Annotated in this window: 25 protein-coding genes; 11 read left to right on the top strand and 14 right to left on the bottom strand. The window is 66.6% G+C overall.

The features are described from left to right. Nucleotides 1-127: 127 nt before the first annotated feature. The 4 genes from purE to ASD75_RS03270 all read left to right on the top strand — a co-directional run bounded on the left by purE (nucleotide 128) and on the right by ASD75_RS03270 (nucleotide 3,848). Nucleotides 128-622, top strand: coding sequence for a 5-(carboxyamino)imidazole ribonucleotide mutase (purE, locus tag ASD75_RS03285; RefSeq protein ID WP_056743063.1), 495 nt, complete (start codon nucleotides 128-130; stop codon nucleotides 620-622). After that, a complete protein-coding gene (locus tag ASD75_RS03280; RefSeq protein ID WP_056743062.1) occupies nucleotides 619-1,788 on the top strand; it encodes a 5-(carboxyamino)imidazole ribonucleotide synthase in 1,170 nt (389 codons plus the stop codon). Before purE ends, ASD75_RS03280 begins: the two co-directional genes overlap by 4 nt. A 14-nt stretch (nucleotides 1,789-1,802) precedes the next feature. Next, nucleotides 1,803-2,819, top strand: a complete 1,017-nt coding sequence (locus tag ASD75_RS03275; RefSeq protein WP_056743060.1) for an L-threonylcarbamoyladenylate synthase — start codon at nucleotides 1,803-1,805, stop codon at nucleotides 2,817-2,819. 75 nt (nucleotides 2,820-2,894) lie between these two features. Next, nucleotides 2,895-3,848 carry an SGNH/GDSL hydrolase family protein gene (locus ASD75_RS03270; RefSeq protein WP_056743058.1) on the top strand — a complete coding sequence of 318 codons (954 nt, stop codon included), beginning with the start codon at nucleotides 2,895-2,897 and terminating at the stop codon, nucleotides 3,846-3,848. A gap of 88 nt (nucleotides 3,849-3,936) precedes the next feature. Here the strand turns inward: ASD75_RS03270 and ASD75_RS03265 are convergent, their stop codons facing one another. The 5 genes from ASD75_RS03265 to dacB form a co-directional block, all read right to left on the bottom strand. After that, entirely contained in the window at nucleotides 3,937-4,623 is a 687-nt protein-coding gene (locus ASD75_RS03265; protein WP_056068053.1) for an OmpW family protein, read from the bottom strand. Nucleotides 4,624-4,648: 25 nt separating this feature from the next. Further along, nucleotides 4,649-5,791, bottom strand: a complete 1,143-nt coding sequence (locus ASD75_RS03260) for an SGNH/GDSL hydrolase family protein (protein WP_056743056.1) — start codon at nucleotides 5,789-5,791, stop codon at nucleotides 4,649-4,651. A gap of 164 nt (nucleotides 5,792-5,955) precedes the next feature. Further along, on the bottom strand, nucleotides 5,956-7,254 hold the full coding sequence (locus tag ASD75_RS03255) for a lipase family protein (RefSeq protein ID WP_015016141.1): 1,299 nt from the start codon (nucleotides 7,252-7,254) through the stop codon (nucleotides 5,956-5,958). 133 nt (nucleotides 7,255-7,387) lie between these two features. Continuing rightward, nucleotides 7,388-7,657, bottom strand: a complete 270-nt coding sequence (locus ASD75_RS03250) for a SemiSWEET transporter (protein WP_056743054.1) — start codon at nucleotides 7,655-7,657, stop codon at nucleotides 7,388-7,390. A 31-nt stretch (nucleotides 7,658-7,688) separates the two neighbouring features. Continuing rightward, nucleotides 7,689-9,164 carry a D-alanyl-D-alanine carboxypeptidase/D-alanyl-D-alanine-endopeptidase gene (gene dacB / locus ASD75_RS03245; RefSeq protein ID WP_056743051.1) on the bottom strand — a complete coding sequence of 492 codons (1,476 nt, stop codon included), beginning with the start codon at nucleotides 9,162-9,164 and terminating at the stop codon, nucleotides 7,689-7,691. Between the two features lie 90 nt (nucleotides 9,165-9,254). Here dacB and ASD75_RS03240 point away from each other — a divergent pair, with 90 nt between their 5' ends. The 5 genes from ASD75_RS03240 (at nucleotide 9,255) to corA (ending at nucleotide 13,559) form a co-directional block, all read left to right on the top strand. Continuing rightward, nucleotides 9,255-10,235 carry a DMT family transporter gene (locus ASD75_RS03240; RefSeq protein ID WP_056743049.1) on the top strand — a complete coding sequence of 327 codons (981 nt, stop codon included), beginning with the start codon at nucleotides 9,255-9,257 and terminating at the stop codon, nucleotides 10,233-10,235. Between the two features lie 46 nt (nucleotides 10,236-10,281). Next, complete coding sequence (gene tsaB, locus ASD75_RS03235; RefSeq protein WP_056743047.1) at nucleotides 10,282-10,995, top strand: tRNA (adenosine(37)-N6)-threonylcarbamoyltransferase complex dimerization subunit type 1 TsaB; 714 nt, start codon at nucleotides 10,282-10,284, stop codon at nucleotides 10,993-10,995. A gap of 20 nt (nucleotides 10,996-11,015) precedes the next feature. After that, the gene (gene rimI, locus ASD75_RS03230) at nucleotides 11,016-11,516 is read left to right on the top strand and encodes a ribosomal protein S18-alanine N-acetyltransferase (RefSeq protein WP_015016146.1); all 501 of its coding nucleotides are present in this window, start codon (nucleotides 11,016-11,018) and stop codon (nucleotides 11,514-11,516) included. Between the two features lie 53 nt (nucleotides 11,517-11,569). After that, nucleotides 11,570-12,352, top strand: a complete 783-nt coding sequence (locus tag ASD75_RS03225; protein WP_056743045.1) for a uracil-DNA glycosylase family protein — start codon at nucleotides 11,570-11,572, stop codon at nucleotides 12,350-12,352. Between the two features lie 220 nt (nucleotides 12,353-12,572). Continuing rightward, nucleotides 12,573-13,559, top strand: a complete 987-nt coding sequence (gene corA, locus ASD75_RS03220; protein ID WP_015016148.1) for a magnesium/cobalt transporter CorA — start codon at nucleotides 12,573-12,575, stop codon at nucleotides 13,557-13,559. 203 nt (nucleotides 13,560-13,762) lie between these two features. Here corA and ASD75_RS03215 read toward each other — a convergent pair whose 3' ends face one another. From ASD75_RS03215 to ASD75_RS03180, 8 genes are all read right to left on the bottom strand, one after another. Continuing rightward, nucleotides 13,763-14,515: a 5'-methylthioadenosine/adenosylhomocysteine nucleosidase gene (locus ASD75_RS03215; RefSeq protein WP_056743044.1), complete on the bottom strand. Its 753-nt coding sequence runs from the start codon at nucleotides 14,513-14,515 to the stop codon at nucleotides 13,763-13,765. A 118-nt stretch (nucleotides 14,516-14,633) separates the two neighbouring features. After that, the gene (locus ASD75_RS03210; RefSeq protein WP_056068036.1) at nucleotides 14,634-16,313 is read right to left on the bottom strand and encodes a long-chain-fatty-acid--CoA ligase; all 1,680 of its coding nucleotides are present in this window, start codon (nucleotides 16,311-16,313) and stop codon (nucleotides 14,634-14,636) included. A gap of 93 nt (nucleotides 16,314-16,406) precedes the next feature. Further along, on the bottom strand, nucleotides 16,407-17,819 hold the full coding sequence (gene pntB, locus ASD75_RS03205) for a Re/Si-specific NAD(P)(+) transhydrogenase subunit beta (protein ID WP_056743042.1): 1,413 nt from the start codon (nucleotides 17,817-17,819) through the stop codon (nucleotides 16,407-16,409). Nucleotides 17,820-17,854: 35 nt separating this feature from the next. After that, nucleotides 17,855-19,459: a Re/Si-specific NAD(P)(+) transhydrogenase subunit alpha gene (locus ASD75_RS03200; RefSeq protein ID WP_056743040.1), complete on the bottom strand. Its 1,605-nt coding sequence runs from the start codon at nucleotides 19,457-19,459 to the stop codon at nucleotides 17,855-17,857. Between the two features lie 63 nt (nucleotides 19,460-19,522). Further along, nucleotides 19,523-20,248 carry a hypothetical protein gene (locus tag ASD75_RS03195; protein WP_056743039.1) on the bottom strand — a complete coding sequence of 242 codons (726 nt, stop codon included), beginning with the start codon at nucleotides 20,246-20,248 and terminating at the stop codon, nucleotides 19,523-19,525. Nucleotides 20,249-20,565: 317 nt separating this feature from the next. After that, nucleotides 20,566-21,630, bottom strand: a complete 1,065-nt coding sequence (gene fba / locus ASD75_RS03190) for a class II fructose-bisphosphate aldolase (protein ID WP_056743036.1) — start codon at nucleotides 21,628-21,630, stop codon at nucleotides 20,566-20,568. A 91-nt stretch (nucleotides 21,631-21,721) separates the two neighbouring features. After that, nucleotides 21,722-23,113 (bottom strand): histidine kinase dimerization/phospho-acceptor domain-containing protein, encoded by a 1,392-nt coding sequence (locus ASD75_RS03185; RefSeq protein WP_056743034.1) that lies wholly within the window; start codon nucleotides 23,111-23,113, stop codon nucleotides 21,722-21,724. Next, entirely contained in the window at nucleotides 23,110-23,814 is a 705-nt protein-coding gene (locus tag ASD75_RS03180; RefSeq protein ID WP_056743258.1) for a response regulator transcription factor, read from the bottom strand. The genes ASD75_RS03185 and ASD75_RS03180 overlap by 4 nt, the downstream gene beginning before the upstream one ends. 92 nt (nucleotides 23,815-23,906) lie before the next feature. Here ASD75_RS03180 and ASD75_RS03175 point away from each other — a divergent pair, with 92 nt between their 5' ends. Together ASD75_RS03175 and ASD75_RS03170 are read left to right on the top strand one after the other, a co-directional pair. Continuing rightward, nucleotides 23,907-24,668 (top strand): phosphatase PAP2 family protein, encoded by a 762-nt coding sequence (locus tag ASD75_RS03175; RefSeq protein WP_082564866.1) that lies wholly within the window; start codon nucleotides 23,907-23,909, stop codon nucleotides 24,666-24,668. Beyond that, nucleotides 24,661-25,224, top strand: a complete 564-nt coding sequence (locus tag ASD75_RS03170) for a phosphatase PAP2 family protein (RefSeq protein WP_056743033.1) — start codon at nucleotides 24,661-24,663, stop codon at nucleotides 25,222-25,224. Before ASD75_RS03175 ends, ASD75_RS03170 begins: the two co-directional genes overlap by 8 nt. A 73-nt stretch (nucleotides 25,225-25,297) precedes the next feature. Here the strand turns inward: ASD75_RS03170 and pyk are convergent, their stop codons facing one another. Further along, entirely contained in the window at nucleotides 25,298-26,734 is a 1,437-nt protein-coding gene (gene pyk / locus ASD75_RS03165; protein ID WP_056743254.1) for a pyruvate kinase, read from the bottom strand. Between the last annotated feature and the right edge of the window lie 21 nt (nucleotides 26,735-26,755).

Here is a 26,755-nt window from a genome sequence, read left to right as displayed (position 1 = left end):
GGTTTGCGCGCTATTTTGGCCCATCGAAACAGCCCCACACCCGCCAGGGAGGCGCAAAAAGTAAAATCGCGGGTTCTACCTACAGCGGCTGGGCAGGCAAGGCCTGCCGGCCAGCACCTTCCACACCATGAAACCCATCCAGATCGGCGTGGTCATGGGTTCCAGCAGCGACTGGGACACCATGCAGCATGCAGTGCAAATCCTTGAACAGTTCGGCATCGCGCACGAGGCCCGCGTGGTGTCGGCCCACCGCATGCCCGACGACATGTTTGCCTACGCCGGGGCCGCCGCCGGCCGGGGGCTGAAGGCCATCATCGCCGGGGCCGGCGGTGCTGCACACCTGCCCGGCATGATCGCCGCCAAGACCACCGTGCCCGTGCTGGGCGTGCCCGTGGCCAGCCGCCACCTGCAGGGTGTGGATTCGCTGCACTCCATCGTACAAATGCCCAAAGGCATCCCCGTGGCGACGTTTGCCATCGGCACCGCTGGTGCGGCCAACGCCGCCCTGTTTGCTGTGGCCCTGCTGGCCAATGAGAGCCCCGAGCTGCGCCAGCGCCTGGAAGCCTTCCGCGCCGAGCAGACGGAAGTGGCCCGCAACATGACCCTGCCGCCCGCCGCATGAGCGCCGCCATGCAACCCTTGCTCCCCGGATCGACGTTGGGTGTTCTGGGTGGCGGCCAGCTGGGCCGCATGTTCGTCCACCAGGCCCAGGCCATGGGCTACTTCACGGCCGTGCTCGATGCCGACCCCACCAGCCCTGCCGGGCTGGTGAGCCACCACCACATCCAGACAGGTTACGAAGACCCGCAGGGCCTCGCGGAGCTGGCCCGCCTGTCGGATGCGGTGACCACCGAGTTCGAGAACGTACCCGCCGCTGCACTGGCCACCCTGGCCGCGCAACGCCCCGTGTCGCCCGCCGCCAGCGCTGTGTCGGTGGCGCAGGACCGTGCACGCGAGAAGGCGCACTTTGTGGCCTGCGGTGTGCCCTGCGCGCCCTATGCCGTGATCGAAACCGCAGAGCAACTGGCCGCCGTATCCCCCCACCTTTTGCCCGGCATCCTCAAGACGGCCCGCATGGGCTACGACGGCAAGGGCCAGGTGCGCGTGAAGACGCCCGCCGAGCTGGCCGCCGCCTGGGATTCGGTCGGCCAAGTGGCCTGCGTGCTGGAGAAGATGCTGCCGCTGCAGCTGGAATGCTCCGTCATCGTGGCGCGTGGTGCCGATGGGACGATGGTGCACCTGCCGGTGCAGCGCAACCTGCACCGCGACGGCATCCTGGCCGTGACCGAGGTTTATGAAGGAAATCTGCCGCAAGCGCTAGTGGATCAAGCGGTAGCCGCTGCAAAATCTGTAGCAGAAGGCCTGCAGTATGTGGGCGTGCTGTGTGTGGAGTTCTTCGTGCTGCAGGACGGCAGCCTGGTGGTCAACGAGATCGCACCGCGCCCCCACAACAGCGGTCACTACAGCCAGAACGCCTGCGATGTGTCGCAGTTCGAGCTGCAGGTGCGCACCATGGCCCGCCTGCCGCTGACGCAGCCGCGCCAGCACAGCGCTGCCGTCATGCTGAACCTGCTCGGCGACCTGTGGTTTGCCCACGGCGACGCGGCGCAGACCCCGCCTTGGGCCCAGGTACTGGCCCTGCCCGGCACCCACCTGCACCTGTATGGCAAGCGCGACGCCAAGCGCGGCCGCAAGATGGGGCACCTGAACATCACCGCCGCCAACCCCGAGGCTGCGCGCGCCACGGCCCTGCAGGCCGCAGCGCTGCTGGGCATCGAGCCCTTCTGAGCCAGGCTGTTTCCATGATTCTCGACGGCAACGACCCCCAGGCCATCGCCACCGCTGCACGCGCAGTGCGCAGCGGCGCCCTGCTGGGTCTCCCCACCGAAACGGTGTATGGCCTCGCGGCCGATGCCAGCAGCGATACCGCCGTGGCGCAGATCTTCGCGGCCAAGGGGCGGCCCAGCGACCACCCGCTGATCGTGCACGTGGCCAATGCCGAGGGCATCGCGCATTTCGCCAGTGAAGTGCCCGGCTTTGCACAAAAGCTCGTTGATGCCTTCTGGCCTGGCCCGCTCACGCTCATCCTGCCGCGCTTGCCCGGCGTAGCCACCGCCGCCACCGGCGGGCAGGACAGCGTGGGATTGCGCTGCCCCGCGCACCCCGTGGCCCACGCCCTGTTGGTGGCCTGCGCAGCCGCTGGCGACAGCAATGAGGTCGGCGGCCCTCCCGTGTGGGGCGTTGCAGCCCCCAGTGCCAACCGTTTTGGCCGCGTGAGCCCCACCTCCGCCCAGCATGTGCAGGACGAGCTGGGCGCCGACCTGCTGGTGCTGGACGGCGGGCCCTGCGACGTGGGCATTGAAAGCACCATCGTGGACTGCACGCGTGGTGTGCCCGTGCTGCTGCGGCCCGGCGCCATCACCCGGGCGCAGATTGCGGCCGCTTGCGGCATGGCCCCGCTGTCCAAGGAAGACCTCCCCACGGCCACACCCCGCGCCTCGGGCACGCTGGAGGCCCACTATGCCCCCAGCGCCAAGGTGCGGTTGATGGACGCGAAGGCGCTGCAGACCAGCCTGGACCTGCTGGGTACCGATGCCGCCCACATTGCGATCTATGCCCGCGCTGCGTTGCGCAGTCGGTCCTCCAAGCTGGTCATGCGGCGCATGCCTGATGACGCAGCCGCCACGGCGCAGCAGCTGTTCGCCGTGCTGCGCAGTTTTGACGACGAGGGCGTGAAGCTGATCTGGATCGAGACCCCGCCGGCGAGCCCCGATTGGGAGGGCGTGCGCGACCGCCTGCAGCGCGCCTCCGCCGCCTGACCCGGCACGATGGCGCCGCTTTACATCCGTTGACTTTGCGTCGTTAAACTACCCCCCACTTTTCTGGAGAAATACATGGCAGCAAATTGGATGCGCCGCACCATCATGGTCGCCGCATGTGCGTCGGCCGCGTTGCTCGCGGCCTGCGGTTCCAGCACCACCGAATCGGCCATCTCGCCCCAGCGCTTTATTGCGTTCGGCGACGCCATGAACGATGTGGGGCAAAACGGCTCGCGTTACACCGTCAATGACGGCAGCGTCAACAACTGGACCCTGCAACTGGTGGCCAACTACGGCAAGTCGCTCGCCCCGGTCTCCGCAGGCGGCCTGAGCTACGCCACTGGCAACGCCCGCGTCAGCACCAAGCCCGACGCCGCAGGCAATGCCAGCACCCGGACCGTCACCGAACAAATCGATACCTTTCTGGCCAGTGGCAGCTTTGCGGCCACCGACGTGGTGATCGTGAGCGGCGGCGTCAGCGACGTGATCGCCGGCATGGCCGCTGTGAACGCAGGCACCCAGACCCAGGACGCCATGGTGGCCGCCGCCCGCAAGGCCGGGGAGGACCTGGCTGCACAGGTGCGCCGCCTGGTGACGGCGGGCGCCAAGTATGTGGTGGTGACCGGCACCTACGACCTGAGCAAGACCCCCTGGGCCAAGACCATTGGCCGCGAAGCCCTGCTGAGCAACGCCAGTAGCCGCTTCAACGAAGGCCTGCTGGTCGGCATCGTGGACCTGGGCGCCAACGTGCTGTACGTGGACTCGGCCTATTACGTGAACCTGTACACCAGCGTGCCTGGCAACTACGGCTTCAACAACTCCACGGCGGCAGTGTGCACGTCGGTGGACGCGAACAACGGTATCGGCATCGGCGCGGGCCAGGTCAATTCGGCCCTGTGCACGTCGTCCACGCTGCTGTCGGGTGCCAATGCCACCTCGTTCGTGTTTGCTGACACCGTGTACCTCACGCCGTCGGCCCAGCGCCAGTTTGGCACCTACGCCTACGACCGCCTGCGCGCGCGCTGGTAAGACGGAGCGCTGCAGGCGCCCCGCAACAAGAAGGCCGCCCTCGGGGCGGCCTTTTTTTGTGGGCGGCAGGTCTGCAGCCTTGTGCGGATCAGAACCGATACACCACGCCCAATGCCACCACGTTGGGGTTGAGCTTGACGTCAATGGTCTGGCCTGTGGACAGGGTGTTGCGGGTCTTCACAAAAGTCTTGTAGTACGCCACGTCCAGCGACCACTGGTCGTTGAGCGCAATGCTCACCCCCACCTGCGGCGTGAGGCCAAACCGCGATTCAGCGCTCAGCGTGGTGGGACGGGAGGGACTGCCACCGGTCAGACCGGTCAGCGCGGCGGTCCCCCGCTCCTTGAAGAACTTGGCGTAGGTCACGCCCAGGCCCACGTAGGGGCGCACCCGCGCATTGGCCTCCAGAAAGCGGTACTGCGCGAACACGGTCATGGGCAGCACCTTGACCTCGCCGATCTTGCCCACGCCGCCGATGGCTCCGGCGCCCATGATGTTGTGCTTGAAAGGCAGTGCCAGGGGCACGTCCACCGCCCAGTGGTCGGTGAGCATGTAGGTGATGCCGCCAGCCAGCTGCGTGTCGGCATGCACGTCCACCTTGGTGCCCGTGAAGCTGGGCGCGGACAGGTCGCCACTGGTGACCTGGGGCGCGATTTGCGTGGCGCCCGCGCGCACCAGCCAGCTGCCAGCGGTCTGGGCCTGCGCGCCGCCGGACAGGGTGAGCGCCAGTGCGGCCACAACGCCAGCCAGGGAAGGGGTGATGGTTTTGTTTTGCATGGTGTATGAACCCTTCAACTGCCGATTACAGCCAGCCCGCGCGGGCCAGCGAACGCGATACCAGCTGGCTGACCAGCTGGTGGCCATACGGCGTGGGGTGGAAGCTATCGGAGAACGCATAGGTCTTCCACCAGTCCGCGCCGCCCGTGGCGCCTGCGGGCGGCGTCTGTGCCGACAAAGCTGCCGCCGTGCACGTGGGGAAGGTATAGCTGGGCAGGCCGTCAGCGCCCAGGCCGGTGATGGGGCATGCGGTGTTCTTGGCGTTGGTCAGCCCGAACTGCGCAGGGTTGGCCACCTGGTCGTTGAACGAGGTGTAGAAGTCCACCACCACCACCTTGCTGTTGCCTGCAAAACGCTTGGCCAGCTGGGCGTTGAAGGCTTCGAGCCAGGCCTTGAGCAGGCCCTGCACCTGCGCGCTGGCGGCAGCGCCCGCGGACGCCGTGATGCCGCCGAGCACCTGCTGCAGGCGCGGCGTCTTGTCGATGGCAGGCATGTTCAACACCGCCACACGCTGCGCGCCCTTGCTCAAGGCATTGGCCTCGATCGCGTCGTGGAACTTGTCGGCCAGCGCCACCATGTAGGCGCCACCCACCTGGGCCTGGCCCGCGGCACCGCCCGCAAGGCCGGCGTTCACCGTGGCCGCTGGCAGCAAGGTGGAGAGCAGCGCGCCGAAGGCCTTGCCGCCATCCTTGGAGGCCGACAGGTAGGCACCGATGAGGTCCGCAGCATCGTTGCCACCGCCATCAATCAACAGCAGATCCCCCGCGCTGAAGCCGTCAGCCCCTGCGTCGGTCAGCTGCTTGACGATGGAGACAGGCGATGCAGGCGCCGTGAAGTTGTTGATGCGACCGCCACCAATGGCGTAGTTGGTGCAGCCCGCCGCGTTGTTGAAAGCGCTGCCGGTGGACACATAACGTGGGCAGAGCGTGCTGCCGTAGTTGCTGGCCACCAGTTCGGGCCAGATGGGCGTGGACGCCGGGCCTGTGGGTGCGCTGCCTTGCACCGTGAACTTGAAGCCGAACGTGCCGCTGTCGGCGATGCTGTCACCCATGACCTTGACGGTCTTGATGGGCGCCACCGGCGAGGTGTCGGCACCGCCGCCCCCGCACGCCACCAGCAGCGACGCTGCCGCCAGAGAAACCCACAAAGCCTTGCGCTGAAAAACCATCGGTATCACTCCTGTTATCGTAAAAATAGAACGACCGTGCTATTCCTCGCAAATCATATTCGCCAACGCAAAAAAGCCCCACCGGGTAAACACCGGTGAGGCTTAGGGGTGGGGTTCTAAAAGCCTGCGAACCCTTTGGGGGCTTCACGCAGGCAGCACAGCCGTCATTTGACGGTGTCGAACACCGCCTTGGCCTGCGCATGGCAGAAAGGTGGCTCGTAGGTGCCGTGGTAACTGCCGTAGTAGGTGGCAAATGCTGCCGAGGTGGGGTCGGTGGGCGCCTTGCCGCCAGGACCATAGGTGGCCTGGATGGCAGCGTCCACATCGACTGTGCTGACGTTCGTCACGCCCCGGCTGTCAAAGTCGGCCTTCATGACGGCCATGTGGACGGCCGGGGGGACCGTGGGGTCGCCCGCGCCGCCGCACAGCATCACACGCGCCTTGGGGGTCCAGCCCAGCAAGTCGTTCTTTTTGGCGGCCAGGTACAGCGGGTGGGTGGTGCTGGTCTGCGAGCCGGTGATGAACGCCGACTGGAACAGCGCATCACGCGCCTGGTTGGGCGTGCCCGAGGGCAGAGTGCCCGTGGTCACCAGGGTGGTGTAGTTGAGCGTGGGGTTGGGCAGCAGGTTCTCAATGTAGCCCGAGTACGGCGCCTTGAACACGTCCTTCACGTCGGTGTAGACGTTGCCATAGACCTTCTGCCAGGCGGTGACAAGGTAGGGCACAAAGAACTGCACGCCCGCGATCGCGTCTGGAATGCGCAGCGAACCCGACAGGTTGTAAGGGCCTGCCAGGTGCGCGCCCGCGACCACATTGAATTCGTTGCCGTAGTCCCGCTCGGCTGCGCGCTGCGCTGCCATGGACGAGTGGCCGCCCTGCGAGTAACCGGTGAACATCACCTTGCCCGACAGCGTGGCACCCACCGTACCTGCCGCATTGCGTGCAGCACGCACCGAGTCGATGACCGATGTGGCTTCTGAATCCGCATGCAGGTAGGGGTGGTAGCTGTAGCCCGACTTGGCAAAGCCGAGGTAGTCGGTGGCCACCACGGCATAGCCCTGCGCGGCGTACATGGCCGCCAGCAGGAAGGTTTCGCTGTCTTGCGGGTTGGCCAGGGTGCGGGGCTTTTGCACATCGGTGCCCTTGGCATAGGCCACCAGCGGGGCTGCAGTGGTGCAGCTGCCGGCTGGCACGAGCATCACGCCCGAGGCGTTTGTGTTTTCGCCGCTCTTGGCACCCACGGTCGCATAGTTCAGCGACACCACCTTCACATCGCACTTGGCCTTGCCGCTGATCGCCTGCAGGCCGCTGCTGGCCGTGGCCGCGTCGATCTGCGCCACGGTGAGCGTTGTGAGCGTGGCAGGGGGGTCGATCAGTGCGCCGCGCGCCGGGTCGTCAGAGCCACCGCAGGCGACAAGCAGGACCGCCGCAGCGGCCACACAGGTAAGGCGGAAATAGGTCATGGATGGATACCTCGGTCAGTGAAGAACGACGCATCGTGCGCGCACCTGCGCTGCAGCATCCATAGGGGATAACGCGGGAGGCTATGCCTCGCCAGACACCTAGGCGACAGCGCGCCACGGCGGCCCCGCCCGGTCAGTCAGGACGGCGTGCGCTGTACACCAGCTTCATGCCCAGGATGGTGCCGGCCAAGGCCAGGGTGATGGCATTGGCCACCACGATGGGCCAGGCCGCCAGCGCCAGGCCGTAGGCCAGCCACAGCGCCACCCCCACCGTGAAAACGCTGTACATGCCCAGCGAGATACCGCTCACGTCCCGCGTGCGAAAGGTGTGCAGGGCCTGCGGCACAAAGCTGCAGGTAGTCAGGCAGGCGGCCAGATAGCCGATCAGTTCATGAAGTTGCATGGTGGGGAAAACGCAGGGCAGCAGCGATTATTCACTGCTCACGTGCCGCCCAGTCGATGAGGCTGTCGAGCACGGGCCGCGCGGCCCCTGCATTGGGGTGGTTGACCACCGCCACCAGCACATAGCGGCGCCCGCTGGCGGCATGCACATAGCCCGCCACAGCCATCACGTCGCGCAGGCTGCCCGTCTTGAGGTGGGCAGTGCCCGCCCGGCTCTGGCTGCGGCGCAGCGTGCCGTCCACCCCCGTGATCGGCAGCGACGCCACCAGCTCCGGCATCACGGGCGATACCCAGGCCACCTGCAGCATGCGCGCCAGGGCCTGCGCAGTCACGCGCGCATCGCGGCTGAGCCCGGCGCCGTTGTCCACCTGCGGCAGGTCGGCATCGCCCATGCGGGCCTGCCACCACTGGCGCAGCACCTCGCGGGCGCCGTCGAACGTGGCCACGCCGTTTTTTTGCAGCGCCAGGGTCAGAAAGACCTGCTGCGCCATCACGTTGTTGCTGTACTTGTTCACGTCACGCACCACCTCGGCCAGTGCGGGGGACGGGACCACAAACGCGGGCTTGAGGCCCGGGGGCACCTTGCCGTCGCGCACGCTGCCCGTGAGCTTGCCGCCCAGTTCGCGCCACATGCCCTCCACCGCCCGCGCCGCAAAGCCGCGCGGGTCGGCCGCCGCCACTGGCCACACGCGTTCGCCACAGGCGGCGGGGTAGACGCCCTGGAACGACACCTTCGAGGGGTCCGACAACTCCGCACGCAGGGCGGTACGCCAGTCCCCACAATCCGCGCCCGGCGCCGCCAGCGCCACGGTGGGCTGGCGCTGCACTCCGGCCAGTGGCGGGTCGTACTGGATGCGGGCCAGGCCAGCGGCCGCATCGGGCACAAAGGTCATGACCGACGACTTGTAATTCAGCAGCAGGGCCTCGGGCGACGCGTTGTAGGGCCGCAGCGGCTCGCCATCAAACCGCGCCGGGTCCTGGTCGGGCACGTCGAACGCCGTGCGGTCCAGCACGATGTCGCCCACGATGACCTGGATGCCCTGGCCCTGCAGCCGCCGCATCAGCAGCCACAGCCGCTCCATGACCAGCTTGGGGTCGCCCTGGCCCTGGATGTACACATTGCCGCGCAGGCTGCCGTCCTGCACCGTGCCTTGCACATACACCGGTGTGTTCCAGACATAGGCGGGGCCCAGCTGTTCCAGCGCTGCATAGGTGGTCACCAGCTTCATCACCGACGCGGGGTTCACGGGCACCTGGGCACGGTGCGCAAGGCGCGGGCTGGCCTTTCCGGCAGCTTGCGCGTCCACCACCATCACCGAAAGGGACTCGCGCGGCAGCTTGGCGCGTGCCAGGGCGGTCTCCACCTCGGGCGGCAGAGTGCCTGCGGCGGGTGCCGCCGTCTGCGCCTCCGCCAAGCCCACCCCGCCCGCAGCCACCAGCCACGCAGCACCCCAACCCACCACACCACGCAGCACACGGCGGCGCCAAAGAGCAGAAGCAGACAACATGGCGGGGAGTCTATCGCCCATACACCTGCACCAAGCGCCGCACTGGGGCCCACGCCAGCACGGCCTGCGGCGGGCGCCGATAATCGCCCGATGCGTTTTTCTCCCCGCACCATCGGCCTGCTGGCGGCCGTGGTCACCGTCACCATCTGGACGGGCTTCATCATCATCGCCCGCGCCTCGGCCCAGCGCACGCTCACCCCGTTCGATATTGCGCTGCTGCGCATCGTGGGCGCCAGCCTGGTGTTGCTGCCTTGGGGCTGGTGGATGGTGCGACGACGCCAGGCGGCGCAGGGGGCCTCGGCACCAGCGTCCAGCTTGGCGGGCATCTCGCCCCTGCCCTTGCGCACCACGGCGCTGCTGGGCAGCTTTGGCGGGCTGCTGTACGCGCTGCTGGCCTATTCAGGGTTCTTCCATGCACCGGCCACCCATGCGGCGGTGCTCATGCCGGGCAGCCTGCCGCTGTGGACGGCGCTGCTGGCCGCCTGGCTGCTGCGCGACCACATCACCCCGTTGCGCGCCGCAGGCCTGGCGCTGATCGTGGCGGGCGACCTGCTGGTGGGCGGGCGCAGCCTGCTGGCGGCGTTTTCGGGCGGGGACGTGTGGAAGGGCGACCTGCTGTTCATGCTGGCCGCATCGTCCTGGGCCACCTACAGCGTGCTGGCGCGGCGCCACGCGGTCGACGCGGTGCAGGCCACCATCGCCATCACCGCGTTTGCCTGCATGGTGTACCTGCCCAGCTATGCGCTGCTGATCTGGCTGGGTGCAGTCACCAGCCATCTGGCCCAGGCGCCGTGGAGCGAGATCGCGTTCCAGATGCTGTTCCAGGGAGGGGGCTCCGTGGTGGTTTCGGGCATTGGCTTCACACGCATGATCCAGCACTATGGCCCCGTGCGCTCCACCATGATCACGGCCCTGGTGCCCGGCCTGTCGGCCATCGGGGCAGTGGTGTTTCTGGATGAGCCGATGCACTGGAACCTGGTGGCCGGCCTGCTGCTGGTCACCGCCGGTATCCTCGTGGGGGTGCTGCGCAAAAGCCAGGCCCCCGCAGCCGCTGCCAAAGCGGCGTCCTGACCGCCTTTGTCCCCGCCGCGCCACCCCATACCTCCCGACCCTGCCCATGAATTTGCTTGCCTTTGACACCAGTACCGACACCCTTTCCATCGCTGTGCAGCATGGCGATGGGGTCTGGCAGCACCAGGGGCCTGGGGGGGCGCAGGCCTCGGCGGCGCTGATCCCAGCGGTGCGCGGGCTGATGGCGCAGGCGGGCCTGACGTTCGACACCTTGGATGCGGTGGTGTTCGGACGCGGCCCCGGCTCTTTCACCGGACTGCGCACCGCCTGCGCCGTGGCCCAGGGCCTGGCGTTTGGTGCCAAGGGCGGGCAGGGAGTGCCCGTGCTGCCCGTGGACACCCTGCTGGCCGTGGCCGAGGAGGCCCGCCAGCAACACGGCTGCACGCAGGTGGTGGCGGTGCTGGATGCACGCATGGACGAGGTCTACCACGCGCGCTGCGAATGGTTGCAGGGAGAAGCCCGCTGGCAGGCGGACGAGGACTTCGGCTTGGGCGCCCCCGAGTCGGTGCAGCCCCCCATAGGCTGGACGGTGGCAGGCAACGCCCGCGCGCCCTATGGCGACCGGTTGGCGCCTAGCGCGCCACACATCACGGCCCTGCCCACCGCCAAGGCCCTGCTGCGTCTTGCGCCCGCCCTGATCGCTGCGGGCCAAGCCGTGGCAGCGGGCGATGCCCTGCCGCGCTACATCCGCGATAAAGTGGCGCAAACCACCGCCGAACGGGCCGCGCTGCGCGCCGCCCAGGCGGCGGCCACTCCCTGAGATGTGGTGAATGAATCCCCATGAGCGCACTGCCCACTTCTTCTGCATTGCCGCCCGGCGCCAGCACCGCCCGCCCCGAGGCGCGCTTCGAGACGCTGACCCTGGCCCGGCTGGACGCCGTGCTGGCGGTGGAACAGCGCGCCTATTCGCACCCCTGGACCCGTGGCAACTTCACCGACGCGCTGGCGTCTGGCTACGAGGCGCAGCTGCTGATGGCGGACGACCACCTGCTGGGCTACTTTGTGGCCATGATGGGGGTGGATGAAGTGCACCTGCTCAACATCACCGTCACCCCCGAATACCAGCGCCAGGGCTGGGCCCGCGTGCTGCTGGACGCCCTGGCACTGTGGTCACGCGGGCGCGGGGCACAATGGCTGTGGCTGGAGGTGCGGGCGAGCAACCTGCGCGCCCAGCAGATCTACCAGACCCACGGATTCCGCCGCGTGGGCGACCGCAAGCGCTACTACCCCGCCGCGCACGGCCAACGCGAAGACGCTGTGGTCATGAGCCTGGCGCTCTGACCCCACGCTGCACCCGACCCTGCTGAACCACCGATGGCCTGTTTTCTTTCTGTATGAGCCTCCACCTCGATGCGCGCCAGCGCGCCATGCTGCAAGAAATGGGCGTCACCGTGTGGGGCCCCTCCCCCGCCCAGGAGGCCACGGCGCAGCCCCCGGCAAGCGCTCCTTCAGCCCCTGCGGCCGTGGCAGCACCTACCGTCGCGCCTCCGCGTGCGCAACCCCACGCGCCGTCCCCCGCGCCTGCCGAGCGCCCCCCAGCGCCCCTGGCCCACACCACCAGCCGCAGCACATCGCCGGCTCCTGCACCGGCCACCACAGGCCCTGCCGCGCCCGCCCTGCGGCTGCACCCACCCCAGGCGCTCTACCCCACCGCCGACCCGGCGCAAACGCCCGCCGGGCTGGGCCGGGGCTGGCTGATCGTGGCCGAGAGCATGACGCCCGCCGAGCCCCTGGGTGGCGATGCGGGCCGCCTGCTCGACAACATGCTGCGGGCCATGCAATTGCACCGGCACCCGCGCGTGTTCCTGGCGGCACTGGAACGGTCTGCGCCCGGCACGGAAGCCAGCGCCGACATCCCGGCCACCCTGGCCGACGCTGTGGCCCAGCTGCAGCCCGCCATGGTGCTGGTGCTGGGTCATGTGGCGGCACGCGCGGCGCTGGGCCGGACCGAGCCCCTGGGCCGCCTGCGCGCGGGCCCGCATGTGCTGGCCGGTTGCCCGGCGGTGGTGACCTACGACCCCGCCTTTTTGCTGCGCTCGCAAGACAACAAGGCCGCCGCCTGGGCCGACCTGTGCCGGGCGCTGGCCATGGTGCGCAGTGCCGAGGCCGAGGGCTGAGAGCCTGTTGGCAGGGTCCGCGCCCCTTCCATGCCCCCGACGGACCGGCGAGACCGTCGCCCGGTGCCATAATCCGCCGCTTGCCTAATTTTTACGGAGACAGCTCCTTGGAAACCTACCCGAGTTGGTAGCTTTCAGCTCCCGGCGCATTTGACTGCTGTGGGGTTGAAAGCACCCCTACCCCCACACCGCAGACGCCAAAAAACAAGGGAGTGAGCCCATGCTCAACATCTTTACGCTCGCCAATGGCCGGCTGTTCCAGGAAGAAATCGAGTCCCTGGAAGAGCTGACCAAGTTCCAGCCGATCTGGGTGGACCTGGAAGCCCCCACGCTGGAAGAAAAGCGCTGGATCAAGCAGCACTACGGCCTGTCCATCCCCGAGGATGCGATGGACGAGGACATCGAGGAATCCGCCCGCTTCTACGAGGAAGACAATGGCGAGCTGCACATCCGCAGCGACTTCTTGATCGATGACGATGAAGACCCCCGTTCGGTGCGCGTGGCCTTCATCCTGAACCAGCACAACACCAACCTCAAGAGCCGGGGCGTGCTGTTCTCCATCCACGATGAAGACGTGCCCGTGTTCCGCCTGCTGCGCATGCGCGCGCGCCGCGCGCCCGGGCTGATTGAAGACGCCAAGGAAGTGCTGCTCAAGCTGTTCGACGCCGACGCCGAATACTCGGCCGACACGCTGGAGAACATCTACGACGAGCTGGAGGCCGTGAGCAAGCAGGTGCTGGCTGGCGACGTGACCGACACCCGCGCTGGCGAGGTGCTGGCCGCCATTGCCCGCCAGGAGGACTTGAACGGTCGCATCCGCCGCAACGTGATGGACACGCGCCGCGCCGTGAGCTTCATGATGCGCTCCAAGATGCTCAACTCCGAGCAGTTCGAGGAAGCGCGCCAGATCCTGCGCGACATCGAGTCGCTGGACAACCACACGGCGTTCCTGTTCGACAAGATCAACTTCTTGATGGACGCCACGGTCGGTTTCATCAACATCAATCAGAACAAGATCATCAAGATCTTCTCGGTGGCCAGCGTCGCCTTGCTGCCACCTACGCTGATCGCCAGCGTGTACGGCATGAATTTCAAGTTCATGCCCGAGCTGGACTGGTCGCTGGGCTACCCGTATGCGCTGGGGCTGATGCTGGCCAGCGCGCTCGGCCCTATGTGGTACTTCCGCAAGCGCGGCTGGCTGAAGTAGCCCCCCTGTGGCGCTGCGCGCCTTCCCACGCAGGGGGGACGCATCCAGCGGCCCGGCAAAGCCGGTTCCGCGGTGGCGCTGGTGGATACATAGCGCCTGTTGCAACGCAGCGTGGCGAACGGCAAATGGGATGTGGTGGCGTCCTCTTTAGAGGGAAAATCTGCCGCAAGCGCTAGTGCAATATGCCCTAGCAGCTATCAATTTCATAGTTTCTGCAGAAACGAAAGCACCATGTGCTCGGCGTACCGGCTGGCCACGGTCTGTACGAACTGGGCAAAGTCGCCATGGGCGGCATCGTCGGCGCGGTCGGAGATGGTGCGCACCGCAGCAAAGGGCAGGCCGTAGTCATGGCACACCTGGGCGACGGCAGCGCCCTCCATTTCCACAGCCAGCACGTCGTGCCCGGCCGCGCGCAGGGCGGAGCGCAGGCGCTCGGACTCTTGGGCGGTGGAGACAAAACGGTCGCCGCTGGCCACCAGGCCGTGGTGTGCCCGGTGGGCACCCCCATGGATGTTTTTCAAGCCCCAGAGACTGCTTGCGCCAGTGACGCATAGGTTGGCAGCTTCCAAAAGCATAGCAGTCAGCACCGGGTCACACGCCAGCCGGGTGCGCGCGTAGCCCGGCAGCTCCCACCGAGGGAACAGCGGCGAGGCATCCATGTCGTGCTGCACATAGTCTTGCGCTACCACCACATCCCCCCGGTGCACCCCATCGCCGACCCCGCCCGCAACGCCCGTGAAGACAATGCGCGCCACGCCAAAATGTTCGATCAAGGCCGTGGCCGTGGTGGCAGCGGCCACCTTGCCGATGCCCGACAGCGCCAGCACCACCGGGCGGTCGTGCAGCTCTCCGCGCCAGAACGCGCGGCCAGCGTGCATCAGCCGCTGCGGGTGCGCCAGCTGCTGCACCAGCGAGCTCTGTTCTTCGGGCAGCGCACTCAGGATGGCAGTGCTCATGCAAAAGTCCTTGGGGTCATGTCATGGGGCCACAAAACACCCGCGCCACCCGGGGCCGCGCGGTCGCAAAAAAGGCGGCCGGAGCCGCCTGGGGATTGTGACGTGCCAGCAGGCCGCGTCACTTCTTGTCGCGCAGTTCGCGGCGCAGGATCTTGCCCACGGGGGTCTTGGGCAGCTCAGTGCGGAACTCGATCACCTTGGGCTGTTTGTAACCCGTGAGCTCGTGGCGGCAGAACTCCTTGACCTGCGCTTCGGTGAGCGCCGGGTCCTTCTTCACGATCACGAGCTTCACGGCCTCGCCGGTCTTTTCGTCAGGCACGCCCACCACAGCGCATTCGAGCACGCCCGGGCAGTTGGCCACCACTTCTTCGACCTCGTTGGGGTACACGTTGAAGCCGCTGACCAGCACCATGTCCTTCTTGCGGTCCACGATCTTGAAGAAGCCGCGCGCGTCCATCACACCGATGTCGCCCGACTTGAAGTAGCCGTCCTCGGTCATGACCTTGGCGGTTTCATCGGGGCGCTGCCAGTAGCCAGCCATCACCTGCGGGCCCTTGATGGCGATCTCGCCCGGTTCGCCCAGCGTAGTGACCTCGCGGCCCTCGTCGTCCAGCAGCTTCATCGAAGTGCTGGGCAGCGGCACGCCGATGGTGCCGGTGTATTCCGTGCTGGTGGTGGGGTTGCAGCTGGCCGAAGGGCTGGTCTCCGACAGGCCGTAACCTTCGCAAATGGGGCAGCCCGTCTTCTCCAGCCACAGCTTAGCCACAGCACCCTGCACTGCCATGCCACCACCCACCGAGACCTTGAGGTTCTTCCAGTTGACGGTGTTGAAATCGGGGTGGTTGGCCAAGCCGTTGAACAGCGTGTTGACCGCTGGGAAGCTGTGGAAGGTGTGCTTGGACAGCTCCTTGAGCACCGCAGGCAGGTCGCGCGGGTTGGGGATCAGGATGGTCTTGCCGCCCGTGCGCATGCTCAGCATCATGTTCACGGTGAACGCGAAGATGTGATACAGCGGCAGCGCGCAGATGCTGGTGGGCTGCTCGCCCGCCGGCACCTTCTTCATCACGGGCTCGTTCCAGGCCTCGGACTGCAGCACGTTGGCAATCACGTTGCGGTGCAGCAGGACGGCGCCTTTGCTCACACCCGTGGTGCCGCCGGTGTACTGCAGCAGCGCGATATCGTCCGGCTTGATGTCGGGCTTCTTGAGGGTGCCGCGCGTGCCTTGAGCCACGGCGTCATTGAAGCGCACCGCACCCGGCAGGTTGTAGGCGGGCACCATCTTCTTGACGTTGCGCACCACGTAGTTGACCAGGGTCCCTTTGAGCAGGCCGAGCTGGTCGCCCATGGCGCACAGCACCACGTGCTTGACGGGCGTGTGCGCAATGCACTGCTCCAGCGTGGTGGCAAAGTTCTCGATGATGACGATGGCCTTGGCGCCCGAGTCCTTGAGCTGGTGCTCCAGCTCGCGCGGCGTGTACAGGGGGTTCACGTTGACGACCACAAAGCCCGCGCGCAGCACGGCCGCCACGGTCACCGGGTACTGGGGCACGTTGGGCATCATGATGGCCACGCGGTCGCCCTTGACCAGCCCCAGGCCCTGCAGATAGGCCGCAAACGCGCTGGAGAGCGAATCGGTCTGGGCGTAGGTCACGTCCTTGCCCATGAAGCTGTAGGCCACGCGGTTGGCGTACTTCTTGAACGCCTCGTCCATCAGCGCCACAAGGGAGCTGTACTGCGTGGTGTCGATGTCTGCGGGAACACCTTGTGGATAGGCGGCCAGCCACGGGCGGTCGGTCATTGGGGTTGTCTCCTGGTAGGTTTTATGGGGGTCCTGCAAGCACGCCGATGTTTTCAGCACGGTCGTGCTTTTATTGTGGAGGAATTATGCCCGTCAGCTCTTGAGCGCGGTCAGTACCTCGTCCAGCATTTTCTTGGCATCGCCAAACAGCATGCGGTTGTTGTCCTTGTAGAACAAGGGGTTGTCCACCCCTGCATAGCCCGATGCCATCGAACGCTTCATCACGATGGAGGTCTTGGCCTTCCACACCTCCAGCACCGGCATGCCAGCGATGGGGCTGGTGGGGTCGTCCTGCGCGGCGGGGTTCACGATGTCGTTGGCACCAATGACGATGGCCACGTCCGTGTCCGGGAAGTCCTCGTTGATCTCATCCATCTCCATCACGATGTCGTAGGGCACCTTGGCTTCGGCCAGCAGCACGTTCATGTGGCCGGGCATGCGGCCCGCCACCGGGTGGATGGCAAAGCGCACCTGCACGCCCTTGTCGCGCAGCGTCTTCACGATGTCGTTGACCGTGTGCTGCGCTTGGGCCACGGCCATGCCATAACCGGGCACGATGATCACGCTCTTGGCATCGCGCAGCAGTTCGGCCGTCTCGGCGGCGGCCACGGGCACCACTTCGCCCTGCGGCTCGGCGGCATCATCCTTCTTGGCGGGCGCACCGGCGCCAGAGCCAAAGCCCCCGGCAATCACGCTGATGAAGTTGCGGTTCATGGCGTTGCACATGATGTAGGACAGGATGGCGCCCGAGGAGCCCACCAGCGCACCCGTCACGATCAGCAGGTCGTTGGACAGCATGAAACCCGTGGCCGCAGCCGCCCAGCCAGAGTAGCTGTTGAGCATGGACACCACCACCGGCATGTCGGCCCCGCCAATGGCCATGACCATGTGGATGCCGAACAACAGGGCGATCACCGTCATCACCATCAGCGGCACCATGCCTTGCTCGACGGTCTCGGCGCGCAGGAACTCGCGGCCAAACCAGATCACCACCAGCAGCGCCACCAGGTTGAGCCAGTGGCGGCCGGGCAGCAGCAGCGGCTTGCCGCCAATCTTGCCGTTGAGCTTGCCAAAGGCGATCAGCGAGCCACTGAAGGTGACCGCGCCGATCAGGATGCCGACATAGATCTCCACCTCATGGATGATCTTTTCCGCGCCCTGCAGCTGGATAGAGGTATCGACATAGCTGGCAAAACCCACCAGGCAGGCCGCCAGGCCCACCAGACTGTGCATGAGCGCAACCAGCTCGGGCATTTGCGTCATCTTGACGACCTTGGCCGCATACAGGCCAATGCCGCCACCAATGACCAGCGCACCGATGATCCAGGCCACACCCGCCGGGCTGACGCGGGGGCCAAACACGGTGGCCAGCACGGCCAGAGCCATGCCGACCATGCCGAACAGGTTGCCCCGGCGGGAGGTTTCAGGATTGGAAAGCCCACCCAGGCTCAGGATGAACAAAATGGCCGCGCCCAGGTAGGCGACGGTAGCGAGACTTTGGGACATGTTCTGTGCTCCTCGTTGTTCTTGTCGTTATCGGATTACTTGCGGAACATTGCCAGCATGCGGCGCGTGACCGCAAAGCCGCCGAACATGTTGATGGCCGTGAGCACAAGGGCCGCAAACGCCAGCCACAGGATGAGCCCGTCAGGCCGACCGTTCACGCCCGCATCGGGCGGCGCAATCTGCACCAGCGCACCGATGGCGATGATGCTGGAGATGGCGTTGGTCACGCTCATCAGCGGCGTGTGCAGCGCGGGCGTGACGTTCCACACCACCATGTAGCCGATGAAGCAGGCCAGCACGAACACCGTGAAGTGCCCCAGGAAGGCCACGGGCGCATAGGCGCCGACGGCCCAGAACAGCACGGCCATCACTGCAAAAACGATGGTCAGCGTCTTGGCGGACATGGGCGCACCCGTGCCGTGACCATGGCCCGATTTCTTTTCGACCACCGGGGCCGCTGCCTTGGGTGCGGGCGCCGGTGCCTGCTTGAGTGGCGGTGCAGGCCAGGTGATGGCACCGTCCTTGACCACGGTGAGGCCACGGATCGCGTCGTCTTCCATGTTGACCACCGCCACGCCGTCCTTGGCCTTGCACAGCTCTTCGGTCAAGCGCAGCAGGTTGGTGGCATACAGCGTGGACGACTGCTTGGCCAGGCGCGAGGCCAGGTCGGTGTAGCCCACGATGGTCACGCCATGGCGCACCACGGCCTCGCCAGGCACGGTCAGCTCGCAGTTGCCGCCCTGTTCTGCCGCCATGTCCACGATCACGCTGCCGGGCTTCATGCTCTGCACCATCTCGGCGGTGATGAGCTTGGGCGCGGGTTTGCCGGGGATCAGCGCGGTGGTGATGATGATGTCCGCGTCCTTGGCCTGCTCGGCGTACATCTTGCGCTGCGCAGCCTGGAAGCCTTCGCTCATGACCTTGGCGTAACCGCCGCCGCCCGAGCCTTCTTCTTCGTAGTCCACCTTGACGAACTCGCCGCCCAGCGACTTGACCTGGTCGGCCACCTCGGCGCGCGTGTCGTTGGCGCGAACGATGGCGCCCAGGTTGGCTGCCGTGCCGATGGCAGCAAGCCCCGCCACGCCAGCGCCTGCGATGAAGACCTTGGCCGGCGGCACCTTGCCCGCGGCAGTGATCTGGCCGTTGAAAAAGCGGCCGAAGGCATTGGCCGCCTCAATGACAGCGCGGTAGCCACTGACGCCTGCGGTGGAAGTGAGCGCGTCCATCTTCTGGGCGCGCGACAGTGTGCGCGGCAGGCAGTCGATGGCCAGCACCGTGGCCTTGCGGGCCGCCAGCTGCTGCATCAGTTCAGGGTTCTGGGCGGGCCAGATGAAGTCGATGAGCGTCGTGCCCTCGCGCATCAGCGCCACTTCATCGCTGCTGGGCGGGCGGACCTTGAAGACGATATCGGATGCAGCCCACAGCGAGGCAGCGTCGCCCACGATCTCGGCGCCCGCAGCGCGGTAGGCATCGTCACTGAAGTTGGCGGCATCCCCAGCCCCAGACTCCACCGCGACAGTGAAGCCCAGCTTGATCAGCTTCTCCACCACATCGGGCACGGTGGCCACGCGCTTTTCACCGGGAAAGGTTTCCCTTGGCACGCCGATACGCTGCGGCTGCGGGACGGGGCTTGTCTGCATCAGAGGTCTCCTCGAGTTTCGTAATCGTTATGCAAGGCCGCCAGGCAGGGGAGGACTGGCGCGCTAGGGTTTGGATGTGGGCGCAGGGAACGGGAAGGGCGGAATGGCCAGGTGGCCGTCCACCATGCCGGAACTCAGGCGCACGGCCTGGGCCAGGTCATAGGCCCACTGCTGTGCGGGCCGGCCCGCCACCAGGAATTCTTCGTTATTGCGCGGACGGGAGCTCAACAACCGCTGATCGACCAGGGCATCCACCACCACCCATACACCCGCTTCAGTGACGTAACCATAGGCAACATGCGAATAGGGTGCTTTCAACGCGATCTGGCGGCTGGCCATCCATTGAACGAGGTCGGGCCGGTTCTTTTCAAGCCACTTGGGGCTGCTCGCCCAAAGCTTGAAGCGCAGGCAATCAGCCCGCACAGGGCTGCCATCGGCGGAATCCTTCACCATGACGTCCTGTTGCGCCGGGCAATACCCCACCCCTTGCGGAGACCCACGCAGGTCGCTGGTGCGGTTGGTCTGCACGCGCAGCGCAGCCAGCCATTCGCCTTGCGCACCACGCAGCCCCACGTCACGTGTTTGAAGTGAGGTACGGCCTCCGGAACCCGCAACGGCTTCCTCCGACGTGCCCAGGTCCTGCCAGGCCCCCGGCGGCAACACCAGACGGGCGCGACCCACGGGATATTCGGACTTGGGAGGAACGGTCAGGGGCGCGCACGCCACCGTGAACACCGTCACAGCCAACACAGGCAACAGCCGCCGGAACTTTGAAATGGTCAGAGTCATAGAGAAAGGTTCATACGAATTCGCCTTCAATCATCCCACGGCACCCGAGTCCGTCCATCGACGGCTTCTGCCATGCAACAACCAACTCGGTGTAGCTGGTGAAAAATGTGTTGAAAGCGCCCTGGTATCGGACACTTCTTGCGGCGCTGCCGGTGGGCAAGCTGACCGCGAGCTTACATGAAGAAAATCTTGTCGCTGTCGCCTTTGTCTGCAGTAGAGGGAACTCCCCAGTCTCCCTCCGCAAACAGGCAAAAAAAAGCCTGGCAGCACAAAGCAGCCAGGCTGGGCAGCGGCCCCGCAGGGCCTGGTGCCAACGATCAGTTCACCACTTGGGCCAGCGCACCCGAGGCGTACTGGGCGGCCACGGCCTGCAGGCTCAGGCCCTTGATCTTGCTGCCCTGGCCTTCGCAGCCGAACTCAAGGTAACGCTGCTTGCACACCTGCTTGGCCGCTTCGCGGGCGGGCTTGAGCCATTCGCGGGCGTCGAACTTGTCGGGGTTTTCAAACAGGAACTTGCGCACCGCGCCCGTCATCGCCAGGCGGATGTCGGTGTCGATGTTGATCTTGCGCACGCCGTGCTTGATGGCTTCCTGGATTTCCTCGACGGGCACGCCGTAGGTTTCCTTCATCTTGCCGCCGTACTGGTTGATGATGGCCAGCAACTCGGCAGGCACCGACGAGGAGCCATGCATCACCAGGTGGGTGTTGGGGATGCGCTGGTGGATTTCCTTCACGCGGCTGATGGCCAGGATGTCGCCCGTGGGCTTGCGGCTGAACTTGTAGGCGCCATGGCTGGTGCCGATGGCAATGGCCAGGGCGTCCAGCTGGGTGGCCTTCACAAACACGGCGGCTTCTTCGGGATCGGTCAGCATCTGGCTGTGGTCGAGCTTGCCGACGGCACCAATGCCGTCTTCTTCGCCCGCGTCCCCGGTTTCGAGGTTGCCCAGGCAGCCCAGTTCGCCTTCGACCGTAACGCCCACCTTGTGCCCCATGTCCACCACCTTGCGCGTCACTTCAACGTTGTAGTCGAAGGACGAAGGGGTCTTGCCGTCTTCCATCAGCGAGCCGTCCATCATCACCGAGCCAAAGCCCAGGTCGATGGCACCCTGGCAAATCTTGGGCGAGGTGCCGTGGTCCTGGTGCATCACCAGCGGGATGTGGGGGAAGGCCTCGACCGCCGCCTGGATCAGGTGCTTGATGAAGGGCTCGCCCGCGTACTTGCGTGCGCCAGCGCTGGCCTGCAGGATGACGGGAGCGCCCACTTCGTCCGCAGCAGCCATCACGGCCTGCACCTGCTCCAGGTTGTTGACGTTGAAGGCAGGGATGCCATAGCTGTTGGCAGCGGCATGGTCGAGCAGTTCGCGCATCGAAACGAGGGGCATGGTCGTGGGGTCCGTGGTGGGTTGAAGAAGGAGGGCGCGAGGCGCTGTAGCACCTGGCAACGCGGCGGTAACCGCTTGGTAACTCGTAATTTTAACCGGGGGCCGATACGGACGGCGATGGCAAATCCAACCGGTAGCAGGTGGTAAAGGGCGCCGGTGCGGGGGCTGCGCCAAAGTGCCCCCCGTGAATGTCCGCCACGCGGCGCAGGATTTCGTGTCCCAGATGCAGGCTGTCCACCGGCACCGCCGCCGCACGGCCAGGTGCGCCGCCGGCCTCCGGGCGCGCCCCGTCATCACACACCTGCAGCCACACGCCACCAGCGTCCGCCATGCCCAGCTGGACGGCGATCTGGGTGCCTTCGGGCGTGTGCTTGAGCGCGTTTTCCACCAGATTGCGCACTGCGATGTCCAGCAACACCGCATGGCCGGGCACGGTGAGCGCGGGCGGGGCCGACAGGGCCAGGTCGTCGCCGCGTTTCCACGCCGCCTGGGCATAGTCGGCGCACACCGACCGCGCCAGGGCGCTCAGGTCCACCGGCGCCTTGGCTTCGTGCAGCTCTGCCCGGCTGGCGCGGGCCAGGGCCAGCAGCTGGTTGAGAACGTGACCCGCACGCAGAGCATCCTGGCCGATGCGCGCCAGCGACTGGGCCCGGGCCTCTTCCGTCAGCTCCCCCGCCAGGGCGCTGGCCTGCAGCGCGATGGAGGACAGCGGGGTGCGCAATTCATGGGCCACCTCATTGGCCAGGCGGCGCTCGCGCACCATGGCGACCTGCTGGCGGTCCAGCAAGGTATTGATCGATGCCACGACCGACTCGAACTCGCTCCAGGCATGGCGCGATGCCAGCCGCTGGGTACTGGTCGGGTCCAGCGCTGCCACGTCGGCCGACAGCGCGTACAAAGGCCGCAAGCCGCGCCACAGCGCGAGCCCCAGGGCCAGAGACACCACAGGCAGCAACCACAGACCGGGCTCGATGAGCTGTCCGGCAATGTCATCCGCCAGCTCGTCCCGCTCGCGCAGCTCCAGCATCACCATGATCTTGCGGGTGCGCTCCGCATCCCATTGCGAGAAGCTGCGCCAGGCCACCTTGTCCGGACCCAGCGTGAGGTCGGCAAACCCCTCGGCATCGCTGAAAGGCGGCTCGGACACCGAACCCGTGAGGGAGAGCACCCGCCCCTGCGCATCCCACTGCACCACGCTGATGGTCTGCTGGTAATCGTGTGATTTGAGCCAGGGCGTGGGAGTGCGCTCGGTACGCTGCGGGCCTTGCATCGCCTCGGTGGCCCGCAGGTTGAGCAGCAGCGCGGCCACGCTGGCCAGGTGCCCGTCGGTCAACTCGTCGGCCTCATGCACACCGGTCTGGTAGCCAATGAAGACGAAGCTGCCCCAGACAATGGCCAGTGCCCCCAGCGACCACAGCAACAGTTGCCGGGTCAGCGATGGGCGACGCGCTGGCGCCGGGCGAGGAGCGGTGGGTGCGTTCACGCCGGCTTCTCCTGCGGCATGAAGTAACCCACCCCGCGCATGGTCTGGATACAGGCACTGCCCAGCTTGCGGCGCAGGTGGTGGATGTGGACCTCGACCGCATTGCTCTCCACAGCGGCATCCCAGCTGTACAGGCGTTCCTCAATCTGCTGGCGCGACAGCACCCGGCCCCGCGCCTCCAGCAGCACCAACAACACGGAAAACTCGCGCGGAGACATTTCCACGGGTTTGCCTTGCTGGCGCACCGTGCGGGTCGCTGGATCCAGCTCGATATCGCCCAGACGGATGGTGGGCGACGTCCGTCCCGCCGCGCGCCGCAGCAGCGCCCGCAAACGCGCGTCCAACTCATCCACATCAAAGGGCTTGGTCAGGTAGTCATCGGCGCCCTGGTCCAGCCCCGCGATGCGCTGGTGCACCTGGTCACGCGCCGTGACGATGAGGACAGGCGTAGCGGGGTCCGGCAGAGCTGCCGACGCAGCCCCGGTGGCGGGCGGGCTCAGGCGCAGACGCCGTAGCAGTTCGCTACCGTCACCGTCCACCAACCCCAGGTCCAGCAGCACAGCGTCAAAACGCTCGGCGCGCAGGGCACTCCAGGCACTGGCGACGCCGTCACTGACATCCACCGCATAGCCGCGTTGCTGCAGATTGCTGCGCAGGCCACTGGCTATGCCCGCATCGTCTTCGACCACGAGTATTCGCATGCAGGCATTGTCGCAGCCCATCGGACAGGGGCGGGACAAGGGCGGCACCGGCTTTAAGACGGCGTTAAGTACGCCCGCCTATCTTCCGGCACATGCAGCCTTCGCCCGTCGCGCCGTCCACCGCGCCCATCACACCCCACGCCCCCTCTCACCGCCACACGCTGCTTTTCTGGACCCTGGGCGCTCTGGCCTGTGTGGTGGCCTGGGATGCCGCAGGGCAGGACCTGGCGTTTGCGCAGGTGTTTGGATCGTCCAACGGGTTTCCTATGCGGGACCAGTGGTTTTTCGTACAGGTGCTGCATGAAGGCGCCCGCCGTCTGGGCTGGCTGCTGGTGCTCCTGCTGGCGCTGAGCGTGTGGTGGCCACGCGGCTTTCTGCGCAAGCTGGACGCCAGCGAGCGCCTGCAGATGGCCGTGAGCGCCCTGCTCTCGCTGGCCGTGGTCAGCATCACCAAGAACCTCAGCGCCACCAGTTGCCCGTGGGACCTCGCACAATTTGGCGGCGTGGCGCGCCATGTGTCGCACTGGGCGCTGGGTGTGCTCGATGGCGGTAGCGGTCGCTGTTTTCCGGCGGGCCATGCGTCGGCGGGATTCGCCTTTTTGGGAGGCTACTTCGCATTGCGCCACAAGCTACCGTCGGCCGCACGCTGGTGGTTGGCGGGTGCGTTGCTGGCGGGATTCGTGTTGGGTGCGGCCCAGCAGGTGCGGGGCGCCCATTTCATGAGCCACACACTGTGGACGGGCTGGCTGTGCTGGGTCACCGGCTGGCTTTGCGACCTGGCGGCCACGGCTCTGCGTCCACGCTTCCCGCATTTCGCCAGCACCACCACGCCACCGGACAGCTCCCATGCTTGAACTCGATCTGGCCCTGTTTCAGGCCCTCAATGCCGACGCCGCGACCTTGCCTGCCGTGGTGACGGTGGCACGGTGGGTGTCACAGCAACTACCCACCGCCATGGGCGGCCTGCTGCTCGGCAGCTTTGTGCTGGGCAACGCAGCGCAGCGGCGCGCCCTGGCGCTGGCGCTCGCGTCCATGGCCCTGGCGTGGGTAGGAGTACAGCTGTTGCGACTGGCGGTGCCGGCGCCGCGCCCGGCGCAGCTGGGCATTGGCGTCCAGTGGATCGAGCACGCAGCGCGCGCAGGCTTTCCCAGCATGCATGTGGCAGGAGCCGCCGCGCTGGCGGCCAGTCTTGCCCTGCGGCCGGTTCGCGGGCTGACCTGGCTGGCCGCAGCGGTCACAGCCGCCATGGTGTGGAGCCGCGTCTGCCTGGGAGTGCACTTCCCGTCTGATGTGCTGGCGGGCCTGGTCACCGGGGGGCTGGCAGCGGCGGCCATCCACGCACTGGCCGCGCGCGCACCGCGCTGGCAAGCAGCCCTGGAGCACAAGTCGCCACAAGGCAACTCGCGCTGACCGCCGCCCAGCGCCGCCGGACTCCTGCCCGGGACGCTGCCCCGCAGCGGTGAGGGTGCAACCCCTCGATCGGTCAGCTGGCCACGCAGATCTTCAGCATGTTCGTGCCGCCGGGTGCGCCCATGGGCTCACCGCAGGTGATGGCGTACACATCCCCCTTTTGCACGATGTTGCGGCTCTTGAGGTGGCGCTCTGCCTGATCCAGCGCGGTGTCGCGGTCGGCACTGGTGTCCATCAGCAAAGGGCGCACGTTGCGGTACATGGCCATCTTGCGTTGCGTGGCCACCTTGGGCGTGAGCGCATAGATGGGGATGCGGATGCTGTGCCGGCTCATCCACAGCGCCGTCGCGCCACTGTCCGTCATGGCCACGATGGCCTTGGCGCCCAGGTGGTGCGCGGTGAACAGCGCCCCCATGGCGATGGACTGGTCGATCCGGCCGAAGGTCTGGCCCGTGAAGTCGGCATCGAGCTGGTGGTCTTCCGCCGCTTCGGCCGCGGCGCAGATGGTGGCCATCTCTTCCACGGTCTCGAGCGGGTAGCGGCCTGCGGCCGTCTCGGCACTCAGCATCACGGCGTCGGTGCCATCCAGCACGGCGTTGGCCACGTCACTCACCTCGGCGCGCGTGGGCACGGGGTTGGTGATCATGCTCTCCATCATCTGCGTGGCGGTGATCACGACCTTGTCCAGCTCGCGCGCCATGCGGATCATCTTCTTTTGCAGCGCCGGCACGGCCGCGTTGCCGACTTCTACCGCCAGGTCGCCACGCGCCACCATGATGCCGTCGGAAACGCGCAGGATGGCCTCCAGGTGCGGGATGGCCTCGGCGCGCTCGATCTTGGCGATAAGGCCCGGCTTGTGGCGGTACTCGGACGCGGCCACGTTGCACAGCTGGCGCGCCATTTCCATGTCGGTCGCGTTCTTGGGAAAGCTCACCGCTACATAGTCGGCCTGGAAGCTCATGGCCGTGCGGATGTCTTCCATGTCCTTGGCCGTCAAGGCCGGTGCCGTGAGGCCGCCGCCCTTCTTGTTAATGCCCTTGTTGTTCGACAGCTCGCCGCCCACCTTGACGGTGGTGTGTACTTCTTCGCCCCGCACCGCATCCACGGTGAGCACGATCAGGCCATCGTTGAGCAGCAGCAGGTCACCCGCTTTCACATCACGCGGCAGCTCCTTGTAGTCCAGCCCCACGCCTTCGATGTCGCCCAGCTCGGTGCGCGATGCGTCGAGCACGAATTTGGCCCCCGATTCCAGCTGGACCTTGCCTTCGGCAAACTTGCCCACGCGGATCTTGGGCCCCTGCAGGTCGGCCATGATGGCCACCTCGCGGCCTGCGCGCTGCGCGGCGGCACGCACGGTGGCGGCGCGGTCGATGTGGTCCTGCGCCTTGCCGTGGCTGAAGTTCAGCCGCACCACGTTCACACCCGCTCGGATCATCGCCTCCAGAAGTGCCGGGTCGCTCGATGCAGGACCCAGGGTGGCAACAATCTTGGTGGCGCGGCGGGTAGGCATGGACATGTCTCTTTTCTCTCG

The sequence above is a fragment of the Acidovorax sp. Root568 genome (assembly GCF_001427445.1).
In the GTDB taxonomy this organism is placed as follows: domain Bacteria; phylum Pseudomonadota; class Gammaproteobacteria; order Burkholderiales; family Burkholderiaceae_C; genus Acidovorax; species Acidovorax delafieldii.
Note: the sequence above shows the minus strand (reverse complement) of the source record. Positions and strands in the feature narration are given on the sequence as shown.

Excerpts from the sequence above, each read along its gene's own strand:
- purE (WP_056743063.1), top strand. The coding sequence starts at position 128 with ATGAAACCCATCCAGATCGGCGTGGTCATGGGTTCCAGCAGCGACTGG.
- ASD75_RS03280 (WP_056743062.1), top strand. The coding sequence starts at position 619 with ATGAGCGCCGCCATGCAACCCTTGCTCCCCGGATCGACGTTGGGTGTT.
- ASD75_RS03275 (WP_056743060.1), top strand. The coding sequence starts at position 1,803 with ATGATTCTCGACGGCAACGACCCCCAGGCCATCGCCACCGCTGCACGC.
- ASD75_RS03270 (WP_056743058.1), top strand. The coding sequence starts at position 2,895 with ATGGCAGCAAATTGGATGCGCCGCACCATCATGGTCGCCGCATGTGCG.
- ASD75_RS03265 (WP_056068053.1), bottom strand. The coding sequence starts at position 4,623 with ATGCAAAACAAAACCATCACCCCTTCCCTGGCTGGCGTTGTGGCCGCA.
- ASD75_RS03260 (WP_056743056.1), bottom strand. The coding sequence starts at position 5,791 with ATGGTTTTTCAGCGCAAGGCTTTGTGGGTTTCTCTGGCGGCAGCGTCG.
- ASD75_RS03255 (WP_015016141.1), bottom strand. The coding sequence starts at position 7,254 with ATGACCTATTTCCGCCTTACCTGTGTGGCCGCTGCGGCGGTCCTGCTT.
- ASD75_RS03250 (WP_056743054.1), bottom strand. The coding sequence starts at position 7,657 with ATGCAACTTCATGAACTGATCGGCTATCTGGCCGCCTGCCTGACTACC.
- dacB (WP_056743051.1), bottom strand. The coding sequence starts at position 9,164 with ATGTTGTCTGCTTCTGCTCTTTGGCGCCGCCGTGTGCTGCGTGGTGTG.
- ASD75_RS03240 (WP_056743049.1), top strand. The coding sequence starts at position 9,255 with ATGCGTTTTTCTCCCCGCACCATCGGCCTGCTGGCGGCCGTGGTCACC.
- tsaB (WP_056743047.1), top strand. The coding sequence starts at position 10,282 with ATGAATTTGCTTGCCTTTGACACCAGTACCGACACCCTTTCCATCGCT.
- rimI (WP_015016146.1), top strand. The coding sequence starts at position 11,016 with ATGAGCGCACTGCCCACTTCTTCTGCATTGCCGCCCGGCGCCAGCACC.
- ASD75_RS03225 (WP_056743045.1), top strand. The coding sequence starts at position 11,570 with ATGAGCCTCCACCTCGATGCGCGCCAGCGCGCCATGCTGCAAGAAATG.
- corA (WP_015016148.1), top strand. The coding sequence starts at position 12,573 with ATGCTCAACATCTTTACGCTCGCCAATGGCCGGCTGTTCCAGGAAGAA.
- ASD75_RS03215 (WP_056743044.1), bottom strand. The coding sequence starts at position 14,515 with ATGAGCACTGCCATCCTGAGTGCGCTGCCCGAAGAACAGAGCTCGCTG.
- ASD75_RS03210 (WP_056068036.1), bottom strand. The coding sequence starts at position 16,313 with ATGACCGACCGCCCGTGGCTGGCCGCCTATCCACAAGGTGTTCCCGCA.
- pntB (WP_056743042.1), bottom strand. The coding sequence starts at position 17,819 with ATGTCCCAAAGTCTCGCTACCGTCGCCTACCTGGGCGCGGCCATTTTG.
- ASD75_RS03200 (WP_056743040.1), bottom strand. The coding sequence starts at position 19,459 with ATGCAGACAAGCCCCGTCCCGCAGCCGCAGCGTATCGGCGTGCCAAGG.
- ASD75_RS03195 (WP_056743039.1), bottom strand. The coding sequence starts at position 20,248 with ATGACTCTGACCATTTCAAAGTTCCGGCGGCTGTTGCCTGTGTTGGCT.
- fba (WP_056743036.1), bottom strand. The coding sequence starts at position 21,630 with ATGCCCCTCGTTTCGATGCGCGAACTGCTCGACCATGCCGCTGCCAAC.
- ASD75_RS03180 (WP_056743258.1), bottom strand. The coding sequence starts at position 23,814 with ATGCGAATACTCGTGGTCGAAGACGATGCGGGCATAGCCAGTGGCCTG.
- ASD75_RS03175 (WP_082564866.1), top strand. The coding sequence starts at position 23,907 with ATGCAGCCTTCGCCCGTCGCGCCGTCCACCGCGCCCATCACACCCCAC.
- ASD75_RS03170 (WP_056743033.1), top strand. The coding sequence starts at position 24,661 with ATGCTTGAACTCGATCTGGCCCTGTTTCAGGCCCTCAATGCCGACGCC.
- pyk (WP_056743254.1), bottom strand. The coding sequence starts at position 26,734 with ATGCCTACCCGCCGCGCCACCAAGATTGTTGCCACCCTGGGTCCTGCA.